Below are 23,690 nucleotides of genomic sequence, written 5' to 3'. Positions count from 1 at the left end.
CGTCCTGTGAATTCCCGGCTGGTTCTCTGGAATCAGCCGGGAAACGGGACCACACTGGTGGCATGGAAAAAGATCAGACACTCGAGCACGAGACCACCCTCGAACACGCTTTCGACGTCGCCAAAGCCAACCACAAGGAAGCCGTCCGGCTGCTTGAGCATGCCCGGGCCGCGCACGCCGCCGGCGACGTCAGCGGCGAACGCGTGCAGCAGCTGGAAGGCCTGCTGGCGATTGCCGAGGAGGACCTCCGGAGGGTTTCGCGGGAGCTGTAATCCCGCGGCTGTGCCAGGCACCCGTCCTCCACATTGTGGATAATGCCCGGGGCCGGTGCCCACCCGCCTAGGCTCGGGGCATGCCTCCTCCTGGACCACGAACTCTACAGCGGTGACCGCAACATGGACCGCTTACCGGCGCGCACGCCGCCGCTCCTTGCAGGCCTGGGCCCTGCTCGCCGTGGGCGCCGCCGCCCTGCTGGCAATGCTCGGCTGGTTCTTCGCCGCCGGGCAGTTCGCCCTCACTGCGTCATCGTCGGACGGACCCGCCGACGCCCCAGTCTTCGATCCGGCCTGGATGAAGCCCGTACCGTCGATCCACGGAGTTCCCGAAGGGCCGGCACTGGCCGTGCTGGATTACCTCCCCGTCAAAGGGCGCGCCGGCAAGGAGACCTACACCCGCGAGGCCTTCGGCCAGGCTTGGCTCGACGCCGACCGGAACGGCTGCGACACCCGCAACGACATCCTGCGCCGGGACCTGGAGGATCCGGTCTTTGCTGAGGGATCAGCCTGCCGCGTCGCCGCCGGGCACTTCCGTGAACCCTATACAGGAAAGGCTGTCGAATTCCGGCGTGGCCAGGGCAGCAGCGCGGAAGTGCAGATCGACCATGTGGTGGCCCTCGCCGACGCGTGGCAGAAGGGTGCACAGGGGCTGACCCCGCGCCAGCGGGAGAACCTGGCCAACGATCCCCTGAACCTGATTGCCTCGGACGGGCCGGCAAACCAGCAAAAAGGTGCCGGGGACGCGGCCACCTGGCTGCCGAAGAACAAGGCCATCCGATGCCACTACGTAGCCCGGCAGGTCTCAGTCAAGGTTGCCTACGGGCTGTGGGTGACAGAGGCGGAAAGGGATGCCATCAAGCGCGTCCTCGGGTCCTGCCCGGGGCAGCAGACCATCAGGGCCGGCTGACAGCGTGCGGCCCTTCAGTGGCCGAACGGGTCCGGGTCCACGCCCGGCAGCCAGGTCAGTCCGGGGACGCCCCAGCCGTTCTTCTTGGCCTGTTTCATCGCCTTGCGGGCGTAGCGGTCCATCAGGCGGTTCACGTACAGCTTTCCGTCAAGGTGGTCGTACTCGTGCTGGATGACCCTGGCGAACCAGCCCGTGGCCTCGAACTTCACCGGCTGCCCATGCCCGTCAAAGCCTTCCACCCGCGCCCATTCGGCCCGCTTGAGCGGGAACTGCTCTCCCGGGAAGGACAGGCAGCCCTCCTCTTCCTCATCGGGGTCGGGCGCGGCGCCTGAGATCTTGGACAGCGTGAGGACCGGATTGACCACCACGCCGGACGGGGGAGCGCCGTCGTCGTTGGCGTATTTGTAGACGAAGATCCGCTTCCCGACGCCGACCTGCGGCGCCGCCAGGCCCACTCCGTTAGCGGCGTCGTTGGTTTCGAACATGTCAGCGATCAGGGTCCGAAGGTCGTCGTCGAAGACTTCCACTTCGGATGCCCGTCGGTGCAGTACAGGTTCACCCCAGATGGTGATAGGCAGAACGGTCATTTCGCTGTCCTTCGGCTGACGGCCCCGCGGGGCTGCAGGGCGGGGTGCAAAAGAAAGGAGGCCGCACCGGAAATTTCCGGTGCGGCCTCCTGCCGGACGGCTGCAATACCGTCCTGTGAGGGTGAGCGACGGGGGTTGAACCCGCGACCTCCTGGACCACAACCAGGCGCTCTGCCAACTGAGCTACGCCCACCATGTGCCCCGCAGTTTAGCCGTTTTTCCGGCCTCCCGGGAAGGCAACTCAAATAGCTTACCTGCTCTTCGGGGATGCTTTGTCCACTTTGGGCGATTTCAGCAAAAAATCCTGAAAACGTGGCGCAGATTACGTCTCCGGCAGGACCGTTTCGCCTCCGGTGATTCGCCTGGCAATCTTCTGGGCCGTAGCGCTGTCCGGTCCGGGGGCCGGGACGAAGACCGCCTCCCGGTAGTAGCGGAGTTCGTCGATGGAATCCTTGATGTCCCCAAGGGCGCGGTGGCCGCCCTTCTTGGCCGGAGACTGGAAGTAGGCACGGGCGAACCAGCGGCGCGAGAGCTCCTTGATGGTGCTGACGTCGATGACGCGGTAGTGCAGGTGTTCCACCACGGAGGGCATGTCCCTGGACAGGAAGACGCGGTCGGTTCCGACCGAGTTTCCCCCCAGCGGCGCCTTGCGGGGTTCCGGTACCCATTCGGCGATGTACTCCATGACGGCCGCTTCGGCCTCGGCCATGGTCTTGCCGGCCGGGAGTTCCTTCAGCAGGCCCGACTTGGTGTGCATGTCGCGGACGAAGTCGTTCATCTGTGCCACCGCGGCGTCCTCGGGCTTGATCACGACGTCGACGCCGTCGCCCAGGATGTTCAGCTCGGAGTCGGTGACAAGCGCCGCCACTTCAATCAGGGCATCATTCTTGATGTCCAGGCCGGTCATTTCGCAGTCGATCCAGACGATTCTTTCGTTTGTTATAGGCACCGGACCAGCCTACCGTTACAGGTCCCGGGAACCTGCCGGTGCTAGGATTTCGAATACGTGGCGGGCAAGCTGCCGCCCGGGAGTGCGCCCCGAAGCAGGCCTGGCGGCCGGCGGGAGCCGCCTGCGGAAAGCACGAAGATTGGACAATCCTGACATGACGGCGCCTTTGCCCGCGGCGGGGGGAGTGGCTGCTGCCGACCCCGCCGGTTACGGCGCAGAGATGGACGATCCCCGGTCCCCGATCCTTGCCGGCTTTACCGGGTCCATGTTCATGTTTATCGGATCGCTCGGCGTGGGCTGGCTGGCGCCGGTGTCCGAGCTCCGCCGGATGCCGCTCTTCATCTGGATGCGGACAGAGGCTCTCGGAGTTGCCCTCTCCATCATCCTGTTGGCTGTCGGCGGCATGCTCCTGGTGCGGGCCTGGCTGAGGCTCGGGCAGAAAGTCCACGTCTGGGGCAAACAGGCCCGCGCGGCGACGCTGAAAGCCATCGTGGCCTGGAGCCTGCCCATGACGGTATGCGTGCCCCTGTTCAGCCGCGACGTCTACGCCTACATAGGCCAGGGGCGCCTGATGGTGGAAGGCTTCAACCCCTACAGGAACGGCATCTCCGCCCTGTCCAACTACTTCCAGCTGGGCGCAGACAAGATGTGGACCGAGGCGCCCGTTCCCTACGGGCAGCTGTTCCTCTGGATTGAACAGTTCGTGGTGTGGTCCACCAACGTCCAGCCGGAAGCGAGCGTCCTGCTGTTCCGGCTCGTGGCAGTGGTGGGCGTGGTCCTCTGCGTGGTCTACGTTCCGCGGCTGGCCGAACTTCACGGCGTCAACCCGCACCGGGCCCTCTGGCTGACCGCCGCCAACCCGCTTTTCCTGACCAACTTCATCGCCAGTGTCCATAACGATGCCCTGATGATCGGTCTGGCCCTGGCCGGGCTGTACTATTCTGCGACGCACCGGGTGGTGCGCGGCATCTTCCTGGTGACGCTGTCCATCGCCGTCAAACCGATCACCATCGTTTTCCTGCCCTTCATTGGGCTGCTCTGGGCCGGCAGGGACGCCGGCTGGGTGCGGAAGTTCTCCTTCTGGGCGCTGACGGGCGGAATCAGCCTGGGCCTGCTGATCCTCATGAGCATGGTGAACGGGTTCGGGTTCGGGTGGATCAACGGGCTGTCCGCCCCGGGCAGCATTGCCATCTGGTATGCGCCGGTGGGCCTGATCGGTATGGTGGTCGCGTCGCTGGCCAATTCGTTCGGGCTGGACGGCAGCATCCCCGCCGACTGGGTGTACAGCGCCGGCAAGCTCCTGGCGGTCGGTGTCGTGGCGTGGCAGATCCTGCGGGGTGACTATGACCGCCTGATGCGCCGGCTCACGCTGGGCTTCGCGGCCGTGGTGGTCCTCGCCCCGATCATCCAGTCCTGGTATGTTGTCTGGCTTATTCCGCTCTTCGCGGTGACGGGGATCCGTAACGACTGGCAGGTCAAGGCGCTGTACTTCGTGGTTTCCTTCTTCATGATCTACGCCATTTCGGACCAGCTTGAAGTCTTCCCCTACCTGCAGGCCGGGGAAGTGGGGTTCGCCCTTTTCCTGGCACGGGTGGCCGCCGCCGTGACGGGGCTGTTGTTCGGCCTGTACCTGATTTTCTGGGACCCTTCCACCAAGCGGCTGTTCCGCAAATCCGGTGAGCTGCCCGTGGAGCGGCCGGTCATCTAGGCGAGGGCGGGGAGCCCGGCGCGGCTGCGCCGGGGTGCCTACGCGCTGCCGGGTTTGCCGCCCTGCCCGCGGAGCGCTTCGCGGCGGGACAGCGGACTGATCTCCGCGGCGTGGGTGGCCACGAAGCCGGCCACCCAAGCCGGTGCCGTTTTGGCGTATTCGCGCAGCGCCCACCCGATGGCCTTGCGGATGAAGAATTCGGAATCCCCCAGGTTTGGTTCCAGCACCTGGGAGAGCAGGGTCGTGTCCGTGGCCGCCTTTGCCTTCAGCTGCGAGGTGATGGCGGCGCGCCGGAACCAGAAGTCCCCGTCCCTGCTCCAGGCCAGCAGCACCGCCGTCAGCTCTTCGCGGTGGGCCTGCAGCAGGGCGAAGATACGCCCGGAGATGCCGTCGACGTAGTCCCACCAGGCCCCGGTCCGGATGATCTCCTCGTAGACCGGCAGCATGTGCAGGTCCTTGGCCACGGACCTTCCGGCAGTCAGGTCGATGGCGGCATAGCGTTCCTCGCGGACGGTGGAGTTGCGCCACAGATCCAGGACGGTGGCCCGCAGTTCATCCCCGGACCGGAACGGCGCAGCAGCGGCGGCGGACCTTGCAACGCGCCGCACGTCCGGCACCCGCACCCCCAGGGAGGGCAGGGCCGACTTCATGTAGGCCTGCGCGCCGGCGGCACGGCCCGGATCGGCAAGCTCCCGCAATTGGGTTCTGATGGCATCCAGCACATCCTGGCGGGGTGGTCCGAAGCGTTCCATGGCCCAACCTTAGCCATCGGCGCCGTCGGCGGCGCAGGCATTCGGGTGCCCGGCCCCGGGGCTCCGCGTCAGCCGGCTCCGACGGCCAAGGGCGCGGAGTCGTCGGCAGGCGGCCGGGCCCATCCCAGGCGGACCAGCCACGCGGCGCAGAGGGCAGGCCACTGTTCGGTGCCCGCCGTCCCGCCGGCAAGGCCGATGCCGTGCCGGCCCAGCGGAAACAGGTGCAGCTCGGCGGGCACGCCCGCCCGGACCAGGGCGTCCGCGTAGGAGAGGCTGTGGCTGGCCGGAACCGCGGTGTCTTCGGCCGTGTGCCACAGGAACGTCGGCGGAGCCGCCGCGGTGACTTGCCGCTCGGCTGAGAGCAGCTCCAGGAGGGCCGACGGCGGCGCGCTGCCCAGCAGGTTGTCGATCGATCCCTGGTGCACGGCGCGGGTGAACGAGATGACCGGGTAGCACAGCACCGCCAGGTCCGGAACGGCACCGGCGACGTCCAGGTGTGCGGTGCCGGTGGCAGCGGCCGTGGACAAGGTAGCGGCCAGGTGTCCGCCGGCCGAGAAGCCCAGCACGCCAACGCGCCGGGAATCGACCTCCAGGCCGTGGGCGCCGCTGCGGATATGCAGCATGGCTTCCTTGGCATCAATCAACGGTGCAGGATGCCGCTGGGGCGCCACCCGGTACCGCAGCACGAATGCGTGGATGCCCAGCGCGGCAAGCCATTCCGCCACCGGCTCCGCTTCGTGGTCGGCCTGATGGCCGTACCCCCCGCCGGGCAGCACCAGGACGGCCGGCCGGGGCCCGTCGGCCGCGGCTGGAATAACGGTGAGGCCCTGGGGCCCCATCACCCGGCAGCCGCCTCGGTGCTCCGGCGCAGGGTGACCCTGCCGGTCACGGGAGGCGCAGGCTGTCCGTCGTCGTCGGCGTGGCGGGGTGCGGTGGCCCGGGTGGCGAGCCTGCCGATGTCCTCCAGCGGAAGGCTGACGGTGGACAGGGCCGGCCGGAAGTCACGCAGTGTTTCTATATCGTCGAATCCGGCGATCCGGGCGTCCCGGGGTATCCGGAGTCCTTCGGCGCGCAGTGCTGCTGCCGCCCCGATGGCCATGACGTCGTTGACGGCAAAGATTCCCAGACCCCCTCCGTCAGGCCCGCCCGCTGTGATGCGTGCGGCAAGCTGGAGCCCGGCCTGGTATCCGCCGTCCCTGTTGAAGGAGCTGCGCAGGACCTCTGCGGGGCCGCGGCCTGCGCGGGTGAGGCCTTCCTGGAAGCCCCGGACGCGGTCATCGGAGGTGAAGAGCCCCTCCGGGCCGGCGATGATGACAAAGTCGCCGTCCCACCGCGCAGCAAGTTCCACCGCCAGGTCGGCTGCAAGCTCCTGGTTGGGTACGGCCACCACGTGGTAACCCTCCGGTGCGGCAGCGCCCACCACCGGGTGCCCCACCACGGCAACCTGCCCGCCATTGCGGCAGTAGCGGTCCAGTTCGGCGGCCAGTTCGGCATTGTCCTCCCGGTCCTCAGCACGGGATGAGCGGGAGCCTGCGATCACGATCGAGTCGGCGCGCCGCGCGGCGAACGCGGCCACGGCTTCCTTTTCCTCACCGGGCGCCCCTCCGGTGGTGGCGAGCAGGACCATCCGACGCTGCTCCCGTGCGGCTTCCTGCACACCACGGGCAATGGCGGCGAAGTAGGGGTCCGCGATGTCGTGGACGATCAGGCCGATGAGGCCGGAACTGGACTTGGCCAGCCCCTGTGCCTGGGCATTGGGAATGTAGCCCAGTGAGTCCGCTGCCTGGCGGACGCGTTCGGCGATGTCCTTGCCGGGCTTGCGGGCAGAGCCATTGAGGACGCGGGAGGCCGTGGCGGGGGAGACTCCGGCCAGCCGGGCCACCTCGGTAAGGGTACTTGCAGCCACAGCATCTCCTGGGCGTCGTAGGGGCCATTGAAACGGTCACCACATTATGGCAGTTGGGAGATCCTTTCGGAAAGCGCTTGCCAATCGACGGAGCGGCATGCATCATGGAAGCAGTGGGAATGCGCTTTCCCAGCCAGCTTTACTACAACTGCTCACTCACCGTGGAGGACACATGGGCTTCGAAACCAAAACCATCCGTATCGCCATGAACGGCATCACCGGCCGCATGGGCTACCGCCAGCACCTGCTTCGGTCCATCCTGCCGATCCGCGACGCCGGCGGCTTCACCCTGGAAGACGGCACCCGCGTCCAGGTGGAGCCCATACTCGTCGGCCGCAGCGAGGCGAAGATCCGCGAGCTTGCAGAAAAGCACAAAGTCTCCGAATGGACCACGGACCTCGACGCCGTCATCAACGACCCCACCGTCGACGTCGTCTTCGATGCCTCCATGACCAGCCTCCGTGCTGCCACGCTCAAGAAGGCTATGCAGGCCGGCAAGCACATCTTCACCGAGAAGCCCACGGCCGAAAGCCTCGAGGAGGCCATTGAGCTGGCCCGCATCGGCAAGCAGGCAGGCGTGACCGCGGGCGTCGTCCACGACAAGCTGTACCTCCCGGGCCTGGTCAAGCTCCGCCGCCTGGTGGACGAAGGGTTCTTCGGGCGGATCCTTTCCATCCGGGGCGAGTTCGGCTACTGGGTCTTCGAAGGCGATATCCAGGCCGCCCAGCGTCCGTCGTGGAATTACCGCAAGGAAGACGGCGGCGGCATGACCACGGACATGTTCTGCCATTGGAACTACGTCCTGGAAGGCATCATCGGCAAGGTCAAGAGCGTCAACGCCAAGACCGCCACCCACATCCCCGCCCGCTGGGACGAGGCCGGCAAGGAGTACAAGGCCACGGCTGACGACGCTTCCTACGGCATTTTCGAGCTTGAGACCCCCGGCGGTGACGACGTCATCGGCCAGATCAACTCCTCCTGGGCCGTCCGCGTCTACCGCGACGAACTCGTTGAGTTCCAGGTGGACGGCACGCACGGCTCGGCCGTTGCCGGCCTGAACAAGTGCGTCGCGCAGCAGCGCGCGCACACCCCCAAGCCCGTCTGGAACCCGGACCTCCCCGTCACCGAGTCCTTCCGCGACCAGTGGCAGGAAGTCCCCGCCAACGCCGAACTGGACAACGGCTTCAAGCTGCAGTGGGAAGAATTTCTTCGCGACGTCGTCGCCGGCCGCGAGCACCGCTTCGGCCTGCTGTCCGCAGCCCGCGGCGTTCAGCTGGCAGAACTGGGCCTGCAGTCCTCGGCCGAGCGCCGCACCCTCGACATCCCGGAGATCACCCTCTGATGACTTCCCTGATCCTTCCTTCTTCCGACGGCGGCACCAGGGAATACCGCCTGCAGGGCTCCACGTCCTGGTCGCGGCCGTCCGCGCCGCTGACTGCCCGCCGCGCCTACGCCGCAGCCCACGTCATCCCCGAGGTCCTGGCCGACAACACCCCCGGTGCGCCCGCGCGGCTGGACTGGGAAGCCACCATGGCCTACCGGCACGAGCTCTGGTCCTACGGGCTGGGCGTTGCCGATGCCATGGATACCGCCCAGCGCGGCATGGGCCTTGACTGGGCTGCCACGCAGCAGCTCATCAAGCGCACCGGCGTTGAAGCGGCATCCGTGGTGTCGGCAGGCAATGCAGCAACGGCCGGCAAGTCCGTCCGTGACCTGGTGTCCTGCGGTGCCGGCACTGACCAGCTGGACCTCGACGCACTGCCCGCGGGGGACGCCGGCATCAAAGCGGTCCTGGAGGCCTACCGCGAACAGATGGCGGTGGTCAGCGAGGCCGGACCCAAAGTCATCCTGATGGCATCCCGCGCCCTGGCGAGGGCCGCCCGCGGACCGGAGGACTACCTCAACGTCTACTCCACCCTGCTGCAGGAAGCGGACCAGCCGGTCATCCTGCACTGGCTCGGCACCATGTTCGATCCCGCGCTCGCCGGCTACTGGGGCTCCGATGACATCGCCACCGCCACGGAAACCTTCCTGGGCCTCATCCGGGACAACGCGGACAAGGTGGACGGCGTCAAGGTATCGCTGTTGGATGCAAGCCATGAAGTTGCCCTCCGGGCCGCCCTGCCCGCGGGCGTCCGCCTGTACACCGGTGACGACTTCAACTACCCCGAACTGATCGATGGCGACGGCACGCACCACTCCGACGCGCTGCTGGGCATCTTCGCCGCGATCTACCCCGCAGCCTCGGTGGCCCTGCAGAACTACGACGCCGGCAACAGCGCCAAGGCACGCGAGATCCTCGACTCCACCCGGGAGTTGGGGAAGCACATCTTCAGCGCGCCGACGTTCTACTACAAGACCGGCATCGCGTTCCTTTCCTGGCTCAACGGCAAGCAGCCCGGTTTCCAGATGGTGGGCGGCCTGCACTCCGGCCGCTCCGTCCTGCACCTGGCCCGGACCTTTGAACTGGCTGACCAGGCCGGCCTGCTGAAGGATCCCGCCTTGGCTGCCTTCCGCATGTCGGACTACCTGCGGATCAACGGGGTGGGAGCATGAGCGACTTCTCCCGTCTGGCCATCAACAGCGCCACCACCAAGAAATGGACACTCGCCCAGGTTGTCGAGGGCTGCGTCAACGCGGGCATCCCGGCCATTGGCCCCTGGCGCGACCGCGTCGAGGAAGCCGGCCTGGACAAGGCGGCACGCCTGATCAAGGATGCCGGACTGCGTGTCTCCTCGCTGTGCCGGGGCGGTTTCCTTACTGCGGCCGATGCCGAGGGGCAGGCCGCTGCCCTGGCGGACAACCGCGCCGCCATCCTTGAGGCTGTGGCCCTTGATACCCGGGAGCTGTTCCTGGTGGTCGGTGGCCTGGCCCCGGGGGAGAAGGACGTGGTGGCTGCCCGGCAGCGGGTTGCCGACCGGCTCGCGGACCTGGTTCCCTTTGCGCAGGAGAACGGAGTCCGCCTGGTCCTGGAACCGCTGCACCCGATGTACGCCGCGGACCGTGCGCTCATCTCCACCCTGGGCCAGGCCCTTGACCTCGCGGCGCCCTTCGACGCCGCCACCGTGGGGGTCGCCGTCGATACCTTCCATGTGTGGTGGGATCCGGAACTGAAGGCGCAGATCGAGCGTGCAGGCCGGGAAAACCGCATTGCCTCCTACCAGGTGTGCGACTTCAACATGCCCATCGCCGCCGATCCGCTGCTCTCCCGCGGCTACATGGGTGACGGCGTGGTGGACTTCGCCACGATCGGCACCTGGGTGCGCGACGCCGGGTACACGGGCGACATTGAGGTGGAAATTTTCAATCAGGAGATCTGGGACACGGACGGCAGCGCCGTTCTGGCCACGGTCAAGGAGCGCTACGCGGACCTCGTCCAGCCGTACGCCTGACCTGATCCAAGACCGCGGGCTCCTGCTACGTCACGGCAGGAGCCTGCGCCCCACATGAAAGGGACCCGGGCCGCTGGTGGTATTTCCATCGGTGGTCCGGGTCCCTTTGTCCTGGGCGCTGCCTGCGGCTGCCCTACGCGTAGAGCGAGGCGAACCTGCGGTACCGGGCCAGCACGCCGGCGTAGTCCTTTCCCTCCGGAAGGTCGACGGCGGCTGCCGCCCACGCCGGGAAATGTCCGGTGAGTGCCGCGGCGGCCTGGCGGGCAGCGCCGTCGGCCACATACTCACCTGGGTGCGGAACCGCGACGGCTGTTCCCAGCAGGCTTGCCGCGACCTCCTGGACGGCTGCTGACTGGGCGCCGCCGCCTACCAGCAGGATGCGCCGGGCCTCCACCCCCTGCTCCTGCAGGGCAGCAAGGCCGTCCGCCAGGGAGCACACCACGCCTTCGACGGCGGCTCGCGCCAGGTTGGCAGGGGTGTAGTTGGCCCGGGTGATGCCATGCAGGGATCCGGTGGCATCGGGCAGGTTGGGTGTCCGCTCGCCGTCGAAGTAGGGGACCAGGGTGAGGCCGCCCGCTCCCTGTTCCGCGGACAATGCCAGATGGTTGAACTCCACCAGGTCCACGCCCAGCAGGCCGGCGGTGGCGTCGAAGACGCGGGTGGAGTTCAACGTGCAGACCAGCGGCAGGTAGTGTCCGGCAGCGTCGGCGAATCCCGCCACCAGTCCCGAAGCATCTGCGGCTGGGGTGTCAGACACCGCAAAAACGGTGCCCGAGGTGCCCAGCGACATGACGACGTCGCCCAGCCCCGCGCCTGCGCCCAGGGCGGCCGCCGCGTTGTCGCCGGCGCCAGCTGCGAGCAGGGCACCTGCCGGCGTCCTTCCCGCCGCCTCCAGCGGACCCAGGACCCGCGGAAGGACTGGAACGTGGCCGAGTGCGGCGGACAGGACCTCGGGAAGGTACCTGTCCTCCGCCGTCGAGTAATACCCGGTGCCTGACGCGTCCGAGCGGTCTGTCGCCAGGGCGGCCAGACCCTCCGCGCCGCTGCCCGGGCCGTAGCCGGCGAGCCGCCAGGTCAGCCAGTCGTGCGGCAGGCACACGGCAGCCGCCCCGGCGGCGTTTTCCGGCTCGTGTTCGGCCAGCCAGCGCAGTTTCGTCACCGTCAGGGACGCCACCGGGACCGTCCCGGCAGCCCGTGCCCAAAAGCGGGCGCCGGCGGCAGCATCGCCGTCGCCCGCGGTTTTGATGAGGTCCGCGGCAGCGCCGGCGCTGCGGGTGTCGTTCCACAGCAGCGCCGGCCGGATCACCGCCCCATCGGCGTCAAGGCAGACCATGCCGTGCTGCTGGCCGGCGACGGATACGGCGGCGACGTCGTCAAGGCCACCGGCGTCCGCGACGGCCTTCTGCAGCGCCGTCCACCAATGGTCCGGGTGCACTTCCGTGCCGTCCGGGTGGGTGGCACGGCCTTGCCGGACCAGCGCGCCGGTCTCCGCGTCGCGGATGACGATCTTGCAGGACTGGGTGGAACTGTCGATCCCTGCGACGAACACCATGGCCTAGCGTGCGCCGAGGAGGTGTTCGATGGCGAGCTGGTTGAGCCGGACGAAGGCGAAGGAGCGTTCGGCGGCCTTGTCGGCGTCGAAGTTTTCGAAGGCGGCGGCGTCGGCAAGCAGGTCGGCAGTGGTTTCGCCGGCGGCGAGAGTCGTTTCGCCGAGTTCGAAGACGCCGGATGCCTTGAGTGCTTCCTGGACTTCGGCGTCGGCGCGGAAGGCCAGGGCGCGTTCCTTGAGCAGCAGGTACATGGCCATGTTGGCCTTGGCGGATTCCCAGACGCCGTCGTAGCCGTCGGTGCGGGAGGGCTTGTAGTCGAAGTGGCGGGGGCCGTCGTAGGTGGGGCCGCCGCCCGGGAAGCCGTTTTCGAGCAGGTCGACGGTGAAGAAGGCGCTGGTGAGGTCGCCGTGGCCGAAGACGAGGTCCTGGTCGTACTTGATGCCGCGCTGGCCGTTGAGGTCGACGTGGAAGAGCTTGCCGGCCCACAGTGCCTGGGCGATGCCGTGGGTGAAGTTCAGGCCTGCCATTTGCTCGTGGCCGGTTTCCGGGTTCAGGCCCACGATGTCGCCGTGTTCCAGCTGGGCGATGAAGGCCAGACCGTGGCCGACGGTGGGCAGGAAGATGTCGCCGCGGGGTTCGTTGGGCTTGGGTTCGAGGGCGATGCGGAGGCTGTAGCCCTTCTCCTTGATGTAGCCGGCGGCGGTGTCCACGCCTTCCTTCATGCGGTCCAGGGCGGCGGCGAGGTCCTTGGAGCCGTCGTATTCGCTGCCTTCGCGGCCGCCCCACATGACGAACGTTTCGGCGCCGAGTTCTGCTGCGAGGTCGATGTTACGCAGGACCTTGGACAGCGCGAACCGGCGGATGGAGCGGTCGTTGGACGTGAATCCGCCATCCTTGAACACGGGGTGGCTGAAGAGGTTGGTGGTGACCATCGGGACCTTGAGTCCGGTCTCGGCGAGGGCTGCGCGGAAGTTCTTCAGGATCAGGTCCCGCTCGGAGACGGTCGCGTCGAACGGAACCAGGTCGTTGTCGTGGAAGGTGATGCCGTAGGCGCCCAGCCCGCTGAGCTTGTGTACCGCCTCGACCGGGTCCAGCGCTGGCCGGGTGGCCACGCCGAAGGGGTCGGCGCCGGTCCATCCCACGGTCCAAAGCCCGAAGGTGAACTTGTCGGCAGGAGTGGGGGAGAGAGTCATGATGCGTCCTTGCGTCGTGCCCTGCGGCAGGCAGTTAGTTTATTGCCTGAACTATATGGGGGCCCGTAGGCTTGGTCAAGGGCCCGCCACAGCCGGCCCATTTTCTGGCGGCGCTACAGCGAGGAGTTCCCATGAGGTTGCCGGCGCCGGCGTTCCGCGAGTCCGTGGCCCCGGGCAGCATGGTGGATGTTCGCCGGAGCAACCTGGCCCTGGTCCTTGGCGCCATCGCCGGATCGGACCCCGGCCTGCACCCCACCCGCGCCCAAGTGTCGGCCGCCACCGGCCTGACCAAAGCCTCCGTCTCCAGCCTGGTCCTCGACCTGCTGGAGGCCGGCCTGCTGCGGGAACTCGGACTCACCGCCCGGGGCGAGCGGGGCCGGCCGGGCGTCGGCCTTGCGCTGAACACCCTTCGGGCCGTCATGGGCATGGAGATCAACGTCGACTACATCGCCGCGGGCGTCCTGGACCTGTCCGGAACGATCCTGTTCAAGGAAGTCCGGGAATGCGACAACCGCGGCGCCCAGCCCGACTCCGTGCTGGCGGAACTCGCCCTGCTCGCGGCCCGGGCACGCAGCACCGTGGGGGAGCAGGGTGTCGAGGTCGTGGGCGGCGGCCTCGCCGTCCCCGGGCTGACAGGCCCCGGAAGGGCCCGGATTCTGGCCGCCCCCAACCTGGGCTGGACCGACGTCGACCTCGACCTGGGTGCCCTGCTTCCGGAAGCTCCGCTGGTTGTTTCGCTGTTTAACGAGGCCAACGCTGCTGCCTTGGCAGAACTTCGGCACCGGCCCGGCGACGACGCCGACTTCCTGTTCGTCTCCGGAGAGGTTGGCGTTGGTGGTGGCCTTGTCGTAGGCGGTGAACTCTTCACCGGGCCTGCCGGCAACGCCGGCGAAGTAGGCCATGTGGTGGTGGACCCGGGCGGAAACAGGTGCTCGTGCGGCGGGACTGGCTGCCTGGAAACTGTCGCGGGACAGGACGCGATCTTTGCCGCAGCCGGCCTCCCGCCCGGAACCGGACGCTCGGCGGCCATGCGTTCGCTGCTTGACGCGCTCGCCGGAGGAAACGCCCAGGCGCGGGCCGCCGTCGAACGCGCTGGTACGCACCTGGGCATTGCCGTCGCCTCAACGGCCAGGGTGATGGACATTGGCGCCGTGGTGCTGGGCGGACACTTCGCTGTCCTCGACGAATGGCTGAAGGGTCCTCTGCTGGCCGGCCTTGCCAGATATGCGCCCGGGCGGGTGGCGGACGGGGATGTCACGGTCGCTGCGGCCGGCGAATGGGGTGCAGTGCTGGGTGCTGCGGGGAGCGCCCTGCGTTCCCTCGTTGATGCGCCGTACCTGCTGCAGGAGTAGGCTCCGGCGGCACCAGGGCTTCCGGAGGCTCCGGACAGGTATTATCCACTTGGTGTGGAATTCCACGTCAACGTTTGGGGCGGGCGGTGGCGCCGGAACGAACATCACTTGATGCATGAATACCAGCCCGGGTACGTCGCTGCGTACCCGGTTCAGGGGCCTGGGCCCGCACAGGCGCTCAGCAGCAGGTCTTTTATTGCCACCTGGCTCTTGGCGCTGTTCCTGGGCGGCCTGGGCGTGGACCGGTTCTACCTCGGCAGGACGGGCACCGGAATTGCCAAACTGCTGACATTGGGCGGCCTGGGGATCTGGACGCTGGTGGACATCGTGCTGGTCCTGGCCAACAGGCAAACTGACGCGCTCGGCCTTCCCCTCCGGGGCTATGACCGCCACAAAGCGCTTGCGTTTGTGGTTACCGGCGTCGTCGTGGTCCTTAACGCGGTGGCCGCTGCAGTTGCCGGGATGGTCCTGTACCTGGCCGGCCTGCATGCTTCTGCCCTGCCTGTTCCGGGCGGCCAGGCCGTGCAGTCCACGCTGGCCCCGCAGCCTGTTCCAACCACGGGGCCGATGGGCCAGTTCACCACTGTCGCAACCCAGACCGTGACGGGGTCCGGATCCGACCGCATTGACACCCTGGAGCTTGATGGACTCCCCGCGGTGGTGACGTTCCGGTGCGACGACTGCACGGGCAGCACGGCACTGCGGGCCAACGGCCTGGACGGGACCCTGGTGGACACCACAGGGCCGTACCTCGGCGAACACCTGATCGATATTTTCGACGGATCAATCACTGACGAGTTCGAAGTCACCGCGGCGGGCAACTGGTCCCTGACCGTGCGGGACCTCTCGGACATCCCGGCGTGGGATGGCCGCGTGGAAGGCCGTGGCGACGCCGTCTTGTATTTCGACACCGAGGGAACCGAAGCCGGCCTGACCAACAGCGGTGGAGGCCGCTTCGTGGTCAGGGGATTCGGCGCCGGGCTCACGGAAGTCCCGGTCGACTCCACCGGCAAGTTTTCCGGCACGGTAAAACTCACAACCCCCGGGTACGTCCAGATCCTCTCTGACGGCGACTGGTCGGTTGACCCTGCCCCCGCTCCGCAGGCCGGCGTGGTCTCGCTCAGGATGGGGAGCCGGCGGGGCTGATTGCCCGGGAAGCCCGCGCCGTGCCCGTGCTGATCGGGCTGCAGCAGGGGTGGTCGCGCTTCCCGCCGTCCGTGACGCAAAAGCGGTCCTGCCCTGCGCATGCAGGCCAGGACCGCTTCTCGGTGCCCCAGGAGGGAATCGAACCCCCGACCGGCGGATTAGAAGGCCGCTGCTCTATCCCCTGAGCTACTGAGGCTTCCGGTCTCCGGCCTCTCGGCCGGCGCACCCAAAAGTTTACCCTGCCGGCAGGGCCCCTGCCGTCATGGGCGCACTGCTCCTCCACACCCGGGATGGTGGCCCTGTTATGCACATACGTGCAGCCGCGCCTCCCGCCGCGCGCCGTCCGGCGCGAAGCTGGTGATGCCTGCAAGGGCAACACCACTGAGACAGGACGTGAACATGAAAGATTTGATGACCATCCGTGGCTTTGTGGCCACCGATGTAACAACCTCCACGACGTCGTCCGGGGCCGCGAAGGCATCCTTCCGGGTGGGCGTCACCTCGCGCCGGTTCGACGAGTCCAGCAAAGCGTGGGTGGACGGCCACACCAACTGGTTCACCGTGCACGGCTACCGCCAGTTGGCGGGAACCATCGGATGCAGCATCAGGAAAGGGCAGCCGGTAATCGTCGTTGGCAAGCTGCGGCTCAGTACCTGGGAGAAGGACGGCCGCGTCTACCACTCCACAGTCATCTACGCCGACGCCGTGGGGCACGATCTTTCCCTGGGCTCGGCCAATTTCACGCGGACATCATCCAGGCCTGCACTGTCCCTCGTGGAGCCTCCCCGCGAAGCCGAAGACCCACAGGCTGCCCTCGGCCCGTTCCATGACGATCCCGAGGACCATGACGAGGACGCCCGTGATGATGACGGCCAGGCCGCCGTGCTCATCGAAGACGGCAACGGGGACCTTGCCTCACTTGATCTCGAAACGGGGGAACTCGCGGACGTCTGATCCCTTCACGGTTCACCGTCTCCCAGGCCCGGGCGGACGGGGCAACGGCACCCCCCGGCCTTGCCCCGTCCGCCCGATACCAACGCCGTCCCTGCCAAACCGCCCAGCCGCCCCTGCGCGTTCCGGCGGTTACGGGCGGCCGGGCTGCCTGCGCGGCCAGCGTCCGTGCCGGCAGCCGGCCGGCTGCATGGCAGAATGGCACCATGCGGCACTCTGCGACCTCCCGTCACACTGTCATGGCGGGAGCAGCGCTGATGCTCCTGCTGTCCGGATGCGCCGGAAGCCCCTCAAGGGACAGCACAACGGCACAGCCGTCCGGAAACGCCGCCCCGTCCGCCACGCCGGAAGCCCGTCCTTCAGGGCAGGCTGCTGCGGACAGCAGCGGTGGCGAAGCGCTGGCCGACACGTCCGGAACAGCCGCCGACGCCAAGGCCACCGACGCCATGAAGAGCACCGTGACGGAAGCGCTGACACGGCTGGCCTCGGGAACCCCCAAACCGGCAACCGACCAAGTCACCGAGGTCCTCACAGCCGCAGGCGTCGGCCCGTCCGTCCTTCAGGTCTCGCAAAGCCGCACGCCAACCGGCCTTGAGGCAGACGCCATCGAAGCTGCCGTGCTGCAGGGCAAGGACTGCGTCATCGGCCAGGTCCGCGAGGGCACGGTCACCGTTACGGTGCTGCCGGTGCTCGCCAGCGGCAAGTGCTTCGTTGGAACCTGAGCAGGAGCAGGCACCGCGAATGTGAGATATGCCCGCCAACCCACTAGATTTGGAACCATGGCGGAATTTATCTACACAATGACCAAGGCCCGCAAAGCCGTTGGCGAAAAACTCATTCTTGATGACGTAAGCATGTCATTCTTCCCCGGCGCGAAGATCGGCGTCGTGGGCCCGAACGGTGCCGGTAAGTCCACCATCCTGAAGATCATGGCAGGCCTGGATACGCCCTCCAACGGCGAAGCCCGGCTGAGCCCCGGCTACACCGTGGGGATCCTCATGCAGGAGCCGCCGCTGAACGAGGAGAAGACCGTCCTGGGCAACGTCCAGGAAGGCGTGGGCGAGATCTACGGAAAGATCCAGCGCTTCAACGAAATCTCCGAGGAGATGGCCAGCCCCGACGCCGACTACGACGTCCTCCTCGAAGAGATGGGCAAGCTGCAGGAAGCCATCGACGCCGCGGATGCCTGGGACCTCGATTCCCAGCTGGAGCAGGCCATGGACGCCCTCCGCTGCCCGCCCGCCGATGCCGACGTCACCAACCTCTCCGGCGGTGAGCGGCGCCGCGTTGCCCTGTGCAAACTCCTGCTGCAGAAGCCGGACCTGCTGCTCCTCGACGAGCCCACCAACCACCTTGACGCCGAAAGCGTCCTCTGGCTGGAACAGCACCTTGCCACCTACCCCGGAGCCGTCCTGGCCGTCACCCACGACCGGTACTTCCTGGACCACGTGGCCGAGTGGATCGCGGAAGTGGACCGCGGACACCTGTACCCGTACGAAGGCAACTACTCCACCTACCTGGAGAAGAAGCGCGCCCGCCTCGAAATCCAGGGCAAGAAGGACGCCAAGCAGGCCAAGCGCCTCGCCGAGGAACTTGAGTGGGTCCGCTCCAACGCCAAGGGCCGCCAGACCAAGTCAAAGGCTCGCCTGGCCCGCTACGAGGAGATGGCCGCCGAGGCCGACCGCACCCGCAAGCTCGACTTCGAAGAAATCCAGATTCCGCCGGGACCGCGGCTGGGTGGACTGGTCCTGGAGGCCAACAACCTCCAGAAGGGCTTCGAGGACCGCGTGCTGATCGACGGGCTGTCCTTCAGCCTGCCCCGCAACGGCATCGTGGGAGTCATCGGCCCCAACGGCGTCGGAAAGACCACGCTCTTCAAGACCATCGTCGGCCTGGAACCGCTCGACGGCGGCGACCTGAAGATCGGTGATTCGGTCAAGATCTCCTACGCCGACCAGAGCCGCGGCGGCATCGATCCCAACAAGACGCTGTGGGAAGTTGTTTCCGACGGGCTCGACTTCATCCAGGTGGGCAACGTCGAAATGCCCTCCCGTGCCTACGTGGCCGCTTTCGGCTTCAAGGGCCCGGACCAGCAGAAGAAGGCCGGCGTCCTCTCCGGCGGTGAGCGCAACCGCCTGAACCTGGCGCTGACCCTCAAGCAGGGCGGCAACCTGCTGCTCCTCGACGAGCCCACCAACGACCTCGACGTCGAAACCCTGAGCAGCCTGGAGAACGCCCTGCTCGAATTCCCGGGTTGTGCCGTGGTGGTCTCGCACGACCGCTGGTTCCTGGACCGCGTAGCCACCCACATCCTGGCCTACGAAGGCGACGAGGAGAACCCCTCCAAGTGGTACTGGTTCGAGGGCAACTTCGAATCCTACGAGGAAAACAAGGTGGAACGCCTCGGCCCTGACGCTGCCAAGCCGCACCGCGTGACCCACCGCCGCCTCACCCGCGACTAGCCGCGGACCGCGGAGCACGCTCCGGGCAACGCAACAGGAAGGCCGGCACCTGCGGACCATGGGTCCGTGGGTGCCGGCCTTCCGGCGTGTCCGCGTCTTCGCCGCCGGGACTCAGCGCTGCCCGGCCGGGCCCCCGCCCGGCCGCTTTACCCGGGAGCTCAGTTACGCCCGGCCTTGCGGAGCTGGTGCTCCATGACCTTGGACTGCACGGCGCCGGCCACCTTGCTCTTGAAGTCTGTGGGAACCCGGACCATGCCCTCCTGCGCCACCGAGGCCACGTGCTGGCCGGCCCGGTTGAAGATCTTTCCTGTGGCCAGGCCGCGGGCGGACTGGGCGCTGGGGGACTCCTGGACATACAGCAGCCACTCGTCCACGCGGGCGGGCCGGTGCCACCACATGGCATGGTCCAGGCTGGCCACGTTCATTCCCGGGGTGATCCAGCTGAGCCCGTGCCGCCGCAGGATGGATTCCAGCAGGGTGTAGTCGCTGGCATACGCAAGGGCAGCGCGGTGAAGGTTCGGGTTGTCCGGCATGGGACCGAACGTCTTCATCCAGACGGCGTTGCGGGCCTCCTTGGCGCCGGTCGCCGAGACGTAGAGCGGCGGATCCACATGGCGGATGTCGAACGGCCGTTCATATGCCCAGTGCCTGGCCACGGGGTGGTCGAACTTCCCCAGCAGGTCTGCCGTGGTGGGCAGCGACTCCGGGTCCGGAATTCCGGCGGGCATGGCAGACTCGTGCTCAATCCCCTCATCCTCGGTCTGGAAGGAGGCGATCATGGACAGGATGGGCATGCCCTCCTGGTAGGCATGCACGCGGCGGGCGGAGAAGGAACGGCCGTCCCGCAGCCTCTGGACGCCGAACGTGATCGGTTTGTTGGCGTCACCGGGCCGGAGGAAGTAGCCGTGCATGGAGTGGACGTACCGGTCCCCGGCCACGGTCCTCGTGGCGGCCACGAGTGATTGCGCCAGTACCTGCCCGCCGAACACCCGGTGGTGGGGCTGCTGCTGCGACGGACCCAAAAAGATGTCCTCGTCCGTCCGCGCGCCTTCCAGTTCCCCCAGGTCCAGGAGCTTGATGAGCGACGACGTGGGGTCATCGCCGGGAAGGGCCAGGATTCCGGCTTCGGCTTCAGTCATGGTCTGACTCTAGACGGAGCCCCGGCACCGCTCCAACAACGCGGAGCCGGTAGTGTTTCTGGTGTGTCAGAACTACTCACCTCGTCCTTCCGCTTCGCCGACCCGCGGGATCTCGCCGACCTGAGGACCTTTGCCACCCGCGCCAAGGCCATTGACGACGGCGCCATCCGGCTCCAGGCCGCCGGCTCGGTCATTGCCGCGTACGTCTGCGTGCTCCGTCCCAGGATCCTGGGCGAGTCAACCCCCACCATCCTCGGCCTGCGCACCATGGCACTGGCGGCGCCGTCCGAAACCGACGTTACTGTCCCGCTGTCCGCCGTGCTTGACCGGCTGGCGCGGGCCCGCACGGACGACGCCGAGCTGCCGGTTCCGCCCACCACCGTCACCGAATCATGGACAGGAGTGGGTGCTCCGCGGAGTGGCTGGGAGCTGCTGGGATCAGTCCCCGACGCTGCCTTGAAGGACGCCGCCGAAGCAGGCATCGCCGAGGTGGCGCGCCTGGTGCCGGACAGCCCCGGGGCGCACATGGTCAACAACGCCCGCGCCGCCGTCTGGGGAAGGCCGTTCGACGGCACCGGCCTTCCGGCCGGCGCCGCCTTTGCCGCCCTGGCCCTGGGTTTTCTGGCTGACGGCGACCAGAAGCTTTACCGGGCGGGCCGCTGGTTCCGCCTTTCGGGCAGCCGGGGGCACGTGCTGGCCCGGACCGGCAGCGGCCTTCTCTAGCCCGGCTGGACGTCCGAGGGGCTGTTGACCATGGAGAGCGCCGCGCGTTCCATGTAGTCCCAAAGCGTCCCCTCGTACAGTTCCGGCAGCTCCAGGGCGTCAACGGCGGCGCGCATGTGGAAAAGCCAGCGGTCCTTGGCCTCCGGAGTCACCCTGAATGGCATGTGGCGCATACGCAGGCGGGGATGTCCGCGTTCCTCCCCGTAGGTGGTGGGCCCGCCCCAGTACTGCTCGAGGAACATGAGGAAGCGCCGCTTGGCGGGCTCCAGGTCCTCTTCCGGGTACATCGGCCGGAGCAGCGGATCGGTGGCGACGCCGTCATAGAAAACGTCGATCAGCTTCACGAAGGTGACGTGGCCGCCCACGGCGTCGTAGAAACTGTCCGTGTAGCCCGGCTGGCTGAAGGGGTCGTTCTGCATCAGCTGCGGCCGCTTCGGTTCGATGGGGAGGCTCATGGCTACTCTCCGGCTTTCTGCTCTGTCTTGGTGTTCTCGACCCCGTGGTCCGAGCTCTGGTCTGTGGTGCCGTCCGGGCCTTCGTGCAGCGGAACGTAATTGCCCTGCGAGCGGTTGCCCACGCGCAGGATCTCGCCGTTGCGCAGGTACCAGATGGCCCCGTCGTCAGAGCGGACCCGGGTAATCCGCAGGCCCATGGACTCCACGACGCCCACCACCTCGCTGGTTTCAATCACGTCGCCGATGCCGAACTGGTCCTCGATGGTGATGAAGATCCCGGCCAGGAAGTCGCGGATCAGCTGCTGGGCGCCGAAACCGATGGCGACACCCAGGATGCCGACGCTGGTCAGCAGCGGGGTGATATCGATGTCCAGGTTCTGCAGTACGTACATCCCGGTGATCACCACCACCAGCACGCCGACGATGCTCTTCAGCAGGGAACCGATGGTGGCAGCCCGCTGGACGCGGCGCTCATGGTCCAGGGCGCGCAGGGCCGGCGCCACCCACTTGAAGGTGCGCTTCTTGAAGAAGTTGCTTCCCGATGCCACCCGCGAGGTGATGCGGGAAATGATGAACGTCGCAGCCAGCCACACCGTGACGCCCACGCCGAGGCTGATCACGATCCCGGTAACGCTGATGCCGCCCGGGTCGGTGGTGGCGGAGGGAAGGACTGACAACATATCGACCATATGTGGGAGGTACTCCTTGGAAATCGGCTCTGTTCACCATCAACCCTAGCGCCGTAGCGTGGAGCAATGCGCATCCTCGTCCTGGGCGGCACCGCCTTCCTGTCCGCAGGGATCACCCGCCGGGCCGTGGCCGAGGGGCACCGTGTGACGTGCCTGGCCAGGGGATCGTCGGGTCCGCCACCCCAGGGAGCGGTGTGGCTTCAGGCGGACCGTTCACTGGGCGCGAACGCCTACGACGAGGCCACGGGGGAGTGGGATGCGGTGATCGATGTGGCCCGGGATCCGGTCCTGGCCCAGGGCGCGCTGGACAGCCTCGCCGACCGGGCAGGCCATTGGACGTTCGTGTCCAGTTGTTCGGTGTACGCCGACCATTCCGTGCCGGGAGCGGGGGAGGACGCGGAACTCCTGCCGCCGCTGCCGGCCGGCGAAGCGTCCACGCCGGAGAACTATGGGGAATCGAAGTCGGCCATCGAAGCCGCCACCCTGGAAGCCGCGGGCCGCAGGGCGCACCTTGTCCGCGCGGGACTCATTGCCGGGCCCGGGGACGGATCGGACCGCTACGGCTACTGGCCTGCCCGGTTCGCCAGGGACGATCGGCCCGTCATCGTCCCGGACATGGGCACCTCCCCGACGCAGGTCATCGACGTCCGGGACCTTGCCGCTTGGGTTGTCCGGGCCGCGGCGCAGGGGGTAACCGGTGCCCTCAACGCGCTGGGGGACCAGGTGCCCTTTGGCGAAGTGGCAGCAGCCGGGTGCGCGGCGGCGGACTACCGGGGCCTGGTCCTGGCGGCCGCACCGGACTGGCTCGCCGCGCAGGGCGTCAATTATTGGGCAGGTCCTGACTCGCTGCCCCTGTGGCTCCCGCCGGGCCATGACGGGTTCATGGCACGCAGCAACCAGGCTGCCAAAGCGGCCGGGCTGTCGCTGCGGCCCTGGCGGGAAACCGTGTCCGACGTGCTCCAGGACGAGCGAACCCGCGGACTGCGGCGGCCCCGCAACGCCGGGCTGGCACCGGACAGGGAGGCTGCGCTGGCCGGCCTGCTCCAGGGAACGGGCCAGGCCGGCCACGGAATAATTCCCTAAGCCACCACCGTTAGAGGCTCGTGGCCCACAGGGAAGTTGACGCTCCGCCCGATGAAGCACACCTGGTTCGCCTCATGGTGGAGGGACTCGGCGAGGGCCACCTGGCCGGGGTCCGCCACCGTAACGCGGGGGTGAAGGGTGACGCTCTGGAACTGCCCGCTGCCGTCACGGTTCACCACCATCGTCCCGGTGGCTTCGTCCGTGTAATCCGTGACCACCACACCGTGCTTCACCGCCACATGCAGGTAGGACAGCATGTGGCACTGCGCCAGGGCAGCCAGCAGCAGCTGCTCCGGGTTGTAGCGTTCCCGGTCTCCGTGGAAGGTGGGGTCGGCGGACCCCTTCAGCACCGGGAGTCCCGGAATGGCTACGTCGTGGTCCCGGGAGTAGGCGCGGTAGGACGAGGTGCCCTCACCGCGGTTTCCCGTCCAACGGATGGTCAGCGCGTAGTTATGGTCGTGAAGCCCCATG

At 67.6% G+C, this 23,690-nt stretch carries 24 protein-coding genes and 2 tRNA genes; 13 read left to right on the top strand and 13 right to left on the bottom strand.

Translation table 11 applies throughout. From position 1 onward, the window contains the following. The first annotated feature begins 62 nt into the window (after positions 1–62). Together AS031_RS07975 and AS031_RS07970 are read left to right on the top strand one after the other, a co-directional pair. Positions 63–272: a hypothetical protein gene (locus AS031_RS07975; protein ID WP_058267569.1), complete on the top strand. Its 210-nt coding sequence runs from the start codon at positions 63–65 to the stop codon at positions 270–272. Between the two features lie 112 nt (positions 273–384). Further along, positions 385–1,182: an HNH endonuclease family protein gene (locus tag AS031_RS07970; protein WP_058267568.1), complete on the top strand. Its 798-nt coding sequence runs from the start codon at positions 385–387 to the stop codon at positions 1,180–1,182. Positions 1,183–1,196: 14 nt separating this feature from the next. On the opposite strand, the gene def is transcribed toward AS031_RS07970, so the two are convergent. From def to orn, 3 genes are all read right to left on the bottom strand, one after another. Next, positions 1,197–1,769, bottom strand: a complete 573-nt coding sequence (gene def, locus AS031_RS07965) for a peptide deformylase (protein ID WP_058267567.1) — start codon at positions 1,767–1,769, stop codon at positions 1,197–1,199. Positions 1,770–1,889: 120 nt separating this feature from the next. After that, positions 1,890–1,962 (bottom strand) — tRNA-His (locus AS031_RS07960). A 129-nt stretch (positions 1,963–2,091) separates the two neighbouring features. After that, positions 2,092–2,718, bottom strand: coding sequence for an oligoribonuclease (orn, locus tag AS031_RS07955; protein WP_074446935.1), 627 nt, complete (start codon positions 2,716–2,718; stop codon positions 2,092–2,094). Positions 2,719–2,872: 154 nt separating this feature from the next. On the opposite strand from orn, the gene mptB reads away from it, so the two are divergent. After that, on the top strand, positions 2,873–4,426 hold the full coding sequence (mptB, locus tag AS031_RS07950; RefSeq protein ID WP_176716520.1) for a polyprenol phosphomannose-dependent alpha 1,6 mannosyltransferase MptB: 1,554 nt from the start codon (positions 2,873–2,875) through the stop codon (positions 4,424–4,426). Positions 4,427–4,464: 38 nt separating this feature from the next. Here the strand turns inward: mptB and AS031_RS07945 are convergent, their stop codons facing one another. From AS031_RS07945 to AS031_RS07935, 3 genes are all read right to left on the bottom strand, one after another. After that, positions 4,465–5,178, bottom strand: a complete 714-nt coding sequence (locus AS031_RS07945; protein ID WP_058267564.1) for a DNA alkylation repair protein — start codon at positions 5,176–5,178, stop codon at positions 4,465–4,467. 68 nt (positions 5,179–5,246) lie between these two features. After that, positions 5,247–6,017, bottom strand: a complete 771-nt coding sequence (locus tag AS031_RS07940) for an alpha/beta hydrolase (protein WP_058267563.1) — start codon at positions 6,015–6,017, stop codon at positions 5,247–5,249. After that, positions 6,017–7,084: a LacI family DNA-binding transcriptional regulator gene (locus AS031_RS07935; protein ID WP_058267562.1), complete on the bottom strand. Its 1,068-nt coding sequence runs from the start codon at positions 7,082–7,084 to the stop codon at positions 6,017–6,019. The genes AS031_RS07940 and AS031_RS07935 overlap by 1 nt, the downstream gene beginning before the upstream one ends. Before the next feature lie 172 nt (positions 7,085–7,256). Here AS031_RS07935 and AS031_RS07930 point away from each other — a divergent pair, with 172 nt between their 5' ends. Genes AS031_RS07930 through AS031_RS07920 form a run of 3 tightly spaced genes read left to right on the top strand, consistent with a single transcriptional unit; the run spans position 7,257 to position 10,476 of the window. After that, complete coding sequence (locus tag AS031_RS07930) at positions 7,257–8,426, top strand: Gfo/Idh/MocA family protein (protein ID WP_058267561.1); 1,170 nt, start codon at positions 7,257–7,259, stop codon at positions 8,424–8,426. Continuing rightward, a complete protein-coding gene (locus AS031_RS07925; RefSeq protein WP_058267560.1) occupies positions 8,426–9,640 on the top strand; it encodes a dihydrodipicolinate synthase family protein in 1,215 nt (404 codons plus the stop codon). The genes AS031_RS07930 and AS031_RS07925 overlap by 1 nt, the downstream gene beginning before the upstream one ends. Further along, a complete protein-coding gene (locus AS031_RS07920) occupies positions 9,637–10,476 on the top strand; it encodes a sugar phosphate isomerase/epimerase family protein (protein WP_058267559.1) in 840 nt (279 codons plus the stop codon). Before AS031_RS07925 ends, AS031_RS07920 begins: the two co-directional genes overlap by 4 nt. A 133-nt stretch (positions 10,477–10,609) precedes the next feature. Here the strand turns inward: AS031_RS07920 and xylB are convergent, their stop codons facing one another. Together xylB and xylA are read right to left on the bottom strand one after the other, a co-directional pair. Further along, complete coding sequence (gene xylB / locus AS031_RS07915; RefSeq protein ID WP_058267558.1) at positions 10,610–12,028, bottom strand: xylulokinase; 1,419 nt, start codon at positions 12,026–12,028, stop codon at positions 10,610–10,612. Positions 12,029–12,031: 3 nt separating this feature from the next. Next, a complete protein-coding gene (xylA, locus tag AS031_RS07910; protein ID WP_058267557.1) occupies positions 12,032–13,219 on the bottom strand; it encodes a xylose isomerase in 1,188 nt (395 codons plus the stop codon). A gap of 131 nt (positions 13,220–13,350) precedes the next feature. On the opposite strand from xylA, the gene AS031_RS07905 reads away from it, so the two are divergent. Both AS031_RS07905 and AS031_RS07900 read left to right on the top strand, forming a co-directional pair. Beyond that, positions 13,351–14,571, top strand: coding sequence for an ROK family transcriptional regulator (locus tag AS031_RS07905; RefSeq protein ID WP_058267556.1), 1,221 nt, complete (start codon positions 13,351–13,353; stop codon positions 14,569–14,571). A 111-nt stretch (positions 14,572–14,682) separates the two neighbouring features. Further along, entirely contained in the window at positions 14,683–15,717 is a 1,035-nt protein-coding gene (locus AS031_RS07900) for a TM2 domain-containing protein (RefSeq protein ID WP_058267555.1), read from the top strand. Positions 15,718–15,840: 123 nt separating this feature from the next. Here the strand turns inward: AS031_RS07900 and AS031_RS07895 are convergent. Beyond that, positions 15,841–15,913, bottom strand: a tRNA-Arg gene (locus AS031_RS07895). Between the two features lie 203 nt (positions 15,914–16,116). On the opposite strand from AS031_RS07895, the gene AS031_RS07890 reads away from it, so the two are divergent. The 3 genes from AS031_RS07890 (at position 16,117) to ettA (ending at position 19,130) form a co-directional block, all read left to right on the top strand. Then, positions 16,117–16,671, top strand: a complete 555-nt coding sequence (locus AS031_RS07890) for a single-stranded DNA-binding protein (protein WP_058267554.1) — start codon at positions 16,117–16,119, stop codon at positions 16,669–16,671. Positions 16,672–16,874: 203 nt separating this feature from the next. Further along, positions 16,875–17,390 (top strand): DUF6993 domain-containing protein, encoded by a 516-nt coding sequence (locus AS031_RS07885; protein WP_058267553.1) that lies wholly within the window; start codon positions 16,875–16,877, stop codon positions 17,388–17,390. Positions 17,391–17,447: 57 nt separating this feature from the next. Then, positions 17,448–19,130 (top strand): energy-dependent translational throttle protein EttA, encoded by a 1,683-nt coding sequence (gene ettA, locus AS031_RS07880; protein ID WP_058267552.1) that lies wholly within the window; start codon positions 17,448–17,450, stop codon positions 19,128–19,130. 158 nt (positions 19,131–19,288) lie between these two features. On the opposite strand, the gene AS031_RS07875 is transcribed toward ettA, so the two are convergent. After that, positions 19,289–20,269: an acyl-CoA thioesterase gene (locus tag AS031_RS07875; protein ID WP_058267551.1), complete on the bottom strand. Its 981-nt coding sequence runs from the start codon at positions 20,267–20,269 to the stop codon at positions 19,289–19,291. 63 nt (positions 20,270–20,332) lie between these two features. Here AS031_RS07875 and AS031_RS07870 point away from each other — a divergent pair, with 63 nt between their 5' ends. Continuing rightward, the gene (locus AS031_RS07870; protein WP_058267550.1) at positions 20,333–20,992 is read left to right on the top strand and encodes a DUF8185 domain-containing protein; all 660 of its coding nucleotides are present in this window, start codon (positions 20,333–20,335) and stop codon (positions 20,990–20,992) included. Here the strand turns inward: AS031_RS07870 and AS031_RS07865 are convergent. Further along, on the bottom strand, positions 20,989–21,447 hold the full coding sequence (locus tag AS031_RS07865) for a globin (RefSeq protein WP_058267549.1): 459 nt from the start codon (positions 21,445–21,447) through the stop codon (positions 20,989–20,991). The two genes, AS031_RS07870 and AS031_RS07865, sit on opposite strands and share 4 nt — an antisense overlap. 2 nt (positions 21,448–21,449) lie before the next feature. Next, positions 21,450–22,136, bottom strand: a complete 687-nt coding sequence (locus AS031_RS07860) for a mechanosensitive ion channel family protein (RefSeq protein ID WP_058267548.1) — start codon at positions 22,134–22,136, stop codon at positions 21,450–21,452. Positions 22,137–22,202: 66 nt separating this feature from the next. Here AS031_RS07860 and AS031_RS07855 point away from each other — a divergent pair, with 66 nt between their 5' ends. Beyond that, complete coding sequence (locus tag AS031_RS07855; RefSeq protein WP_058267547.1) at positions 22,203–23,219, top strand: NAD-dependent epimerase/dehydratase family protein; 1,017 nt, start codon at positions 22,203–22,205, stop codon at positions 23,217–23,219. Here the strand turns inward: AS031_RS07855 and AS031_RS07850 are convergent. After that, entirely contained in the window at positions 23,216–23,689 is a 474-nt protein-coding gene (locus AS031_RS07850) for an OsmC family protein (RefSeq protein ID WP_058267546.1), read from the bottom strand. The genes AS031_RS07855 and AS031_RS07850 overlap by 4 nt on opposite strands. Position 23,690 lies beyond the last annotated feature (1 nt).

Source organism: Pseudarthrobacter enclensis, from assembly GCF_001457025.1.
GTDB classification, from domain to species: Bacteria; Actinomycetota; Actinomycetes; order Actinomycetales; family Micrococcaceae; genus Arthrobacter; species Arthrobacter enclensis.
The sequence above is the reverse complement of the archived record's forward strand: the minus strand, read 5'-3'. Positions and strand labels throughout refer to the sequence as shown.

Coding starts and splice junctions, on each gene's coding strand:
- AS031_RS07975 (WP_058267569.1), top strand. CDS start 63: ATGGAAAAAGATCAGACACTCGAGCACGAGACCACCCTCGAACACGCT.
- def (WP_058267567.1), bottom strand. CDS start 1,769: ATGACCGTTCTGCCTATCACCATCTGGGGTGAACCTGTACTGCACCGA.
- mptB (WP_176716520.1), top strand. CDS start 2,873: ATGACGGCGCCTTTGCCCGCGGCGGGGGGAGTGGCTGCTGCCGACCCC.
- AS031_RS07945 (WP_058267564.1), bottom strand. CDS start 5,178: ATGGAACGCTTCGGACCACCCCGCCAGGATGTGCTGGATGCCATCAGA.
- AS031_RS07940 (WP_058267563.1), bottom strand. CDS start 6,017: ATGGGGCCCCAGGGCCTCACCGTTATTCCAGCCGCGGCCGACGGGCCC.
- AS031_RS07930 (WP_058267561.1), top strand. CDS start 7,257: ATGGGCTTCGAAACCAAAACCATCCGTATCGCCATGAACGGCATCACC.
- AS031_RS07925 (WP_058267560.1), top strand. CDS start 8,426: ATGACTTCCCTGATCCTTCCTTCTTCCGACGGCGGCACCAGGGAATAC.
- AS031_RS07920 (WP_058267559.1), top strand. CDS start 9,637: ATGAGCGACTTCTCCCGTCTGGCCATCAACAGCGCCACCACCAAGAAA.
- xylB (WP_058267558.1), bottom strand. CDS start 12,028: ATGGTGTTCGTCGCAGGGATCGACAGTTCCACCCAGTCCTGCAAGATC.
- xylA (WP_058267557.1), bottom strand. CDS start 13,219: ATGACTCTCTCCCCCACTCCTGCCGACAAGTTCACCTTCGGGCTTTGG.
- AS031_RS07905 (WP_058267556.1), top strand. CDS start 13,351: ATGAGGTTGCCGGCGCCGGCGTTCCGCGAGTCCGTGGCCCCGGGCAGC.
- AS031_RS07900 (WP_058267555.1), top strand. CDS start 14,683: ATGCATGAATACCAGCCCGGGTACGTCGCTGCGTACCCGGTTCAGGGG.
- AS031_RS07890 (WP_058267554.1), top strand. CDS start 16,117: ATGAAAGATTTGATGACCATCCGTGGCTTTGTGGCCACCGATGTAACA.
- AS031_RS07885 (WP_058267553.1), top strand. CDS start 16,875: ATGCGGCACTCTGCGACCTCCCGTCACACTGTCATGGCGGGAGCAGCG.
- ettA (WP_058267552.1), top strand. CDS start 17,448: ATGGCGGAATTTATCTACACAATGACCAAGGCCCGCAAAGCCGTTGGC.
- AS031_RS07875 (WP_058267551.1), bottom strand. CDS start 20,269: ATGACTGAAGCCGAAGCCGGAATCCTGGCCCTTCCCGGCGATGACCCC.
- AS031_RS07865 (WP_058267549.1), bottom strand. CDS start 21,447: ATGAGCCTCCCCATCGAACCGAAGCGGCCGCAGCTGATGCAGAACGAC.
- AS031_RS07860 (WP_058267548.1), bottom strand. CDS start 22,136: ATGGTCGATATGTTGTCAGTCCTTCCCTCCGCCACCACCGACCCGGGC.
- AS031_RS07855 (WP_058267547.1), top strand. CDS start 22,203: ATGCGCATCCTCGTCCTGGGCGGCACCGCCTTCCTGTCCGCAGGGATC.
- AS031_RS07850 (WP_058267546.1), bottom strand. CDS start 23,689: ATGGGGCTTCACGACCATAACTACGCGCTGACCATCCGTTGGACGGGA.